General features: G+C 61.7%; 4 protein-coding genes. 1 reads left to right on the top strand and 3 read right to left on the bottom strand.

Annotated features, from left to right (window positions below):
- Nucleotides 1-221: 221 nt before the first annotated feature.
- The 3 genes from RCH07_RS18995 to RCH07_RS18985 are packed head-to-tail and all read right to left on the bottom strand — an operon-like array spanning nt 222 to nt 2,992.
- Entirely contained in the window at nt 222-1,250 is a 1,029-nt protein-coding gene (locus RCH07_RS18995) for a M12 family metallopeptidase (RefSeq protein ID WP_326969049.1), read from the bottom strand.
- A gap of 42 nt (nt 1,251-1,292) precedes the next feature.
- Nucleotides 1,293-1,844 (bottom strand): hypothetical protein, encoded by a 552-nt coding sequence (locus RCH07_RS18990; protein ID WP_326969048.1) that lies wholly within the window; start codon nt 1,842-1,844, stop codon nt 1,293-1,295.
- An 8-nt stretch (nt 1,845-1,852) separates the two neighbouring features.
- Entirely contained in the window at nt 1,853-2,992 is a 1,140-nt protein-coding gene (locus tag RCH07_RS18985; protein WP_326969047.1) for a hypothetical protein, read from the bottom strand.
- Nucleotides 2,993-3,596: 604 nt separating this feature from the next.
- Between RCH07_RS18985 and RCH07_RS18980 the strand changes: the two genes are divergently transcribed.
- On the top strand, nt 3,597-5,006 hold the full coding sequence (locus RCH07_RS18980) for an esterase/lipase family protein (RefSeq protein WP_326969046.1): 1,410 nt from the start codon (nt 3,597-3,599) through the stop codon (nt 5,004-5,006).
- Nucleotides 5,007-5,294 lie beyond the last annotated feature (288 nt).

Raw genomic sequence — 5,294 nt, 5'->3', positions numbered from 1 at the left:
GAAAAGGATTCCCTTGGTGGGTCATGTTGCACCCGGCTGGTCCCTGCGTTGCTGTCAAGCTTCATGGGCGGGCTGGGCCGCGGTGTGGAGCAATTGGCCACACGACGGTGGAGCAGGGCTGCATGGTGGTTACTTCGCACCCCGGTTCGGCACTTTGAAGCAATGATTAGAGGCTGAATCGGTGTTGGCCTTGCTAGGAGCGCACCCAACTGTGTGGTTTTCTACCAGCACATGATGGCTGTTTGCCCCGATTCGCCGGCCCAGTACAGCCTCACTCGTGCCACGTAGTGTCGGCCCTGGAAGAGCTTGGCTGAGATGCGGGAGTTGCGGGCTTCGCCGCTGTCATCGTCGCCGGCCACAAAGCGCAGTTCACCGTCAACTTCCTCGAACAGCACCAGAACGGTGTCAGCTGTTCCGAACGTGGCGATCTCGTACTCGCGAGAGGCCTCTAGCTGGAGCGAGAAGTCGGCCTGGCCTCCGGGGGCCAAGGAAAGGGGAACGGACTGGAATGGCTTCAGGCGCGGAACTAAGGGCGCCAGTGGTGGGAAGAATTTCAGTACCCATTCTTTGTCTGCGTCTGAGAGTCCGCCCGGGGGATTGAGGCCGGCCTGGAAACGTGCGGGTTCCTTGATCAGTCCCGCCGGGAACCAATACTCCATGACGGAGTCCGGGTCCCAGCTGGACCCTTCGACTTCGCTGGCATCGATCTTCCGCAACACATTGTGCAGTGTCTGGTCCGGCGGCCAGTGGTTTGGTGCGCCGCCGAAATATTCGTAGACCTTGGGCTCATCCCAGACGATGCCGGCGAACGGATTCTGATGCTCATGCGGCATGCCCAGGGTGTGTCCGATTTCGTGCAGCGCCGTGGTCCGGCCGTAGTCGTCGGTGAGGTCCCAGCCGAAGTTCATGGTGGGTTCGGTGGCGCTGATGCTGAGTATATCGCGTCCGACGTATGACCATGAGCCGTCCGCTTGGTCAAAGGCGATACGCACTTCGGCTTCACTTCGGTCCGCCACCTGGGCGAATTCCAGACCTATGCCCAGATCCTTCCATTCCTGGAAGGCGTTCCGTACGGCATCCTTCTGCGGCCCGGGTCCTTCAAGAAACCAGTAGTGCAGCACGGTGCCGTTGACCCATTTGAGCCGCAACATGCGTATGAGACGTTCCCGGCGAGGCGATAGGTCTGGCCGGAGCACCGGGCGGGATTGCGGTTTGAGGTCGCAGTGCGGGCGGGCGGTTTCTGCAATCATTACTCACTCCTTGAAAGGGCTGGTTTCATCGTGGCTGGCCTGTCAGGGGCTCTCCCCGGGCATGAGCCCGGGTGCCGGCTTCTCACTCGGCATCCGGGTCTGTCCTTCCCCTGGCATCGTGGCGCCGGTTCCCGTTGGGGGAGTGCGCGGGGTTTCCCCTGTTTTCTCCTGAAGTCCCGTGCCGCCGGCGCCTGCCGCCTGGCCTGGCCGGGACGCGACCTTCGCGGCGAGCTGTGGTGGCGCATCTGACGGAACCGAGGATGCGGCTACCTTGCGGACGCCCGGATCGTCGTCGTCAACGAGAACGGTAAGTACGGTGGATGCTGACTCAGCCGGAAGGTTTCTGGCAGCCGCAGCGGCTGCTACGCGTATGCTCGCAGTTTCGCTGCGTGCTGCGGCCGCAACAACATCCTGGCCCTGGCCGCCCTCAAGGAGACTGGCCGCGAAGGCGGCCTTGGCGGCCAGCATGGGATCATCACCTTCAACGAGCGCCTGCAGGTGCGGGAGTGCCTCGGGCCCCAGTGCTGCGGCTTTGTCGTAGTTGGGCTCGTCAGGTTCAAGGACTTCAAGTACGGCCTTCATCGATACGCTCATGGTGGCTCCTATAGGTCCTGCGTGAAGGTGCTGTTGATCATGGAAGTGACCTCGGTATTGATCAGATCCGGCGGGGGATTGGTGATGTTGCCGGTGCCGTTTCCCGTCATCAGCCTGTCGTTGTCGTTGACGTGGCGCAGATCCAGGACGTGCCCCACCTCATGGCCCAGGGTCCATTGCGTGGCGCCCTGCGCTATGACTGCACCTGGCTGGCCGGAGGGAAATGCTGCACAACCATTGAACGGGGGAACGGTGGAACGGACGAAGTAGACAACGACGTCGTTGTTGCCTGCGTTGTTGCGGTTGGCGAAGAGCTGGTTCTGCTCGGCGCTTGTTTGACCGAGAACGCAGCTCCCGACGTCAACGTCGTTGAGGGCGGGCAGATTAAGGTTCTCGGTGGACACCAGTTCGACGCCGATCCCGGCCGTTGCGTAGACTTCCCGCATCCGTTGCACGGCGGTGTCCACCGCAACGGTCGGGGCGGTAAGAACCTTGGCGTGAAGCCGCACTGTCGGGCGCAGTGACCACCATCTGTGCCACATGGCACTGTCTGTTCCTGCTCCGAAGATGTCGATCCGGTTTGGGCTCCAGGACGCGGCGCCTGGTTCGCTGATAAGTGTGCCGCCCAGGGATTCCCAGCCGGACCACCCGTTCTGGAACCACTTATGCCACAGGGCCGAGTCGGTGCCGACGCCAAACACATCCAGACGCCCGGAGGCCCAGCTGGAAACGGACGGGGCGGAGGTGAGTACGCCGCCCAGGGATTCCCAGCCGGACCACCCGTTCTGGAACCACTTATGCCACAGCGCCGCGTCAGTTCCTACAGCGAAGACGTCAATCCGGCCGTTGCCCCACGAAACGGCGGAGGGTGCGGAGGTGAGTACGCCGCCCAGACTTTCCCAGCCGGACCACCCGTCCTGGAACCACTTATGCCACAGCGCCGAGTCCGTGCCGCGCACAAAGACGTCGAGGCGGCCGGCGGCCCAACTCGACACTGACGGCGCTGACGTGAGGACGCCGCCCAGGGATTCCCAACCGGACCACCCGTTCTGGAACCACTTATGCCACAGTGCGGAGTCTGTGCCGCGTGCGAAGACATCGATCCTGCCGTTGCCCCACGATGCCGCCCCGGGAGCACTCGTCAGCACTCCGCCCAGACTTTCCCAGCCGGACCACCCGTTCTGGAACCACTTATGCCAGAGGGCTGAGTCAGTGCCGCGGACAAACGTATCCAGCCGGCCCGGGGCCCACGACGATACGCTCGGGCCTGTCGTCAAAACGCCGCCCAAGCTCTCCCAACCAAACCACGTCATCGAACGTCTCCTCGTCTACGGGTCGTCCCCTTGGCCGCCGATTCGCTGCGCATGCAGGGCCGCATTGGCGCCCGGGCTTCCGGTTCAAGTAGAGCCGCGGTGCCGTTATTGCCGCGTTATCGTGAGTCGGCAATGCGAGCCCATGGCATTTGCTGATCCGGCCAGTAACACCCCGGTAACGGCCAAGGTGCTTTGATTCCCCACACGCGTGCAGCCGGTTTATATCCGGAGAGCAGTGAGTTTTTTTGGAGAGGGCGACGGCATGGGCAATCCCGGCGATGATGGCAGGCTTCCGGTAATTTACGTTCGCGGGTTTGCGGGGAACGGGTCCACGATTAACAGTGCGGTGGACGATCCGTTCTATGGCTTCAGCCAAGGGTCCGTCCATGTCCGAGCCGACAGTAATGGCAGGGCTAAATTCCATCAGTTTGAGTCCCCCATGCTGCGGCTGATCACGGACCACAAGTACGAGGTGCCCGTCCATGGCGACCAATGGGCGTTCCTCCAAGGAGCGGAGACCGGCACCGTCAACCCGGCGTCAGTATGGATTCATCGCTTTTACGATGAATCGGCGGCTACTTTCTCGAACGACCCGGAGAGTTTCTCCTTCGAGGAGGCAGCCCGGGACCTTTTCGACCTGGTCAAGCTGGTGCTGGAGAAGACCGGCGCGCCAATGGTCTTTCTCGTGGCACACTCCATGGGCGGCCTGATCTGCCGCTCACTCCTGCAGCGCGTCATTCCCGAAGACCTGGCCGGCGAGGACGGCGAAATTGACCCGGCCGCCGGAACCAGGTACGTCGCCAGGGTTTTCACCTACGCGACGCCCCACGGCGGGATCAATTTCGCAGTCGGCTATGGACTGCTCGAGCGCATCCGTGACGCTACAGGAATCCACGGTGCGGACATCTTCGGCCCCGACCGGATGTATGACTACCTCACACCGACAACCCTGAGGCACGCACGGACGCGTGATGACTTCAGCGGGACCGAGATGCCAGCGGACGGTTTCCCCGTGGATGAGCTGTTCTGCCTGGTCGGGTCAAATCCTGAAGACTATGACGTTGCGTTCGGTTTGTCCTCGAAAGCCGTTGGCGCCCGCAGTGACGGGCTCGTCCAGATCGACAACGCTGCCGTCAGGGGTGCGCCCCTGGCCATAGTCCACCGCAGCCACAGCGGCCGTTACGGAATAGTGAATTCTGAAGAGGGATACCAGAACCTGCAGCGGTTTCTCTTCGGCGACCTCAAAATCCAGGCTGAGCTCGTCGGTTTCACCGTAGGCCGCGATGCCCCGAGCGACGTCGAGTTCCAACTGGACGTCGGCCTGGCCATCCGCGGACTGCCCATCCTGCTCCACGAACAGAGCGCGGCTCACTTCTGTCCCGTTCAGATTGAGCACTGGAAGGAGGGCGACCCGATTGATTCACCCATGCCGCTGCTCACCGCTTTCCTCTCCTCGAAGGCCCCCCGTCCGCGCGTGGGGGGCAAGGAAGTACCCACTCTGCGTCACGCGCTCAAATTGCGCTTGATGTCCATCCAGGAAAAACGGGGCAGGTTCTTCTTTGACGACCATATGGAACAGACGGAGGACTGGCAGGACACCCTTCTCGTTGACATCGAACCTCCCGCCAGTGGCCGGAGCCTGCCCCGGGCCTGGGCGGCCTGGAACAGCACTATCCCCACCGCCATCAGGGACTGGAACCCGCAGGAAACAGATCTCCTGACGGACACCGATGCCACCCCCAACTGCTGGCGCGGACGCATCGATGTCCCAGACTTCTTCAAAGAACTGCTCGGACGAAACGCCGGCCTCCGGCTCACAGTCACACCGAGAAAGCCCTTCTCCTTCTGAGTGACAAATGTGATGCTAAACAGCTTTGGACGGTCCGGAGTTTTACCTGGAAATCACGGACTGGATTGTCCTCGTGAATCATCAGATTGCAGAACTGCCGAACGAGTTATAACGATGCCAAGAAGATAGCCCCGGACCGCATAACTGTCTAGACACGCCTACCCGGCTTTCCGAGGATTTTCACATGCCGATAATGGGCTCTCCTGACAGAAGTGTGGGTCAGGGATTGTGTGCTAAGGGGCATGGGTAACCCGATAGATTTGGGAGTTCCTACACAACCAATCTTCG

Source organism: Arthrobacter sp. CG_A4 (assembly GCF_035985125.1).
Classification (GTDB): Bacteria; Actinomycetota; Actinomycetes; order Actinomycetales; family Micrococcaceae; genus Arthrobacter.
The sequence above is the reverse complement of the archived record's forward strand: the minus strand, read 5'-3'. Positions and strand labels throughout refer to the sequence as shown.

What these genes read in the sequence shown, in the direction of transcription:
- RCH07_RS18995 (WP_326969049.1), bottom strand. Translation starts at nt 1,250, where the DNA reads ATGATTGCAGAAACCGCCCGCCCGCACTGCGACCTCAAACCGCAATCC.
- RCH07_RS18990 (WP_326969048.1), bottom strand. Translation starts at nt 1,844, where the DNA reads ATGAGCGTATCGATGAAGGCCGTACTTGAAGTCCTTGAACCTGACGAG.
- RCH07_RS18980 (WP_326969046.1), top strand. Translation starts at nt 3,597, where the DNA reads ATGCTGCGGCTGATCACGGACCACAAGTACGAGGTGCCCGTCCATGGC.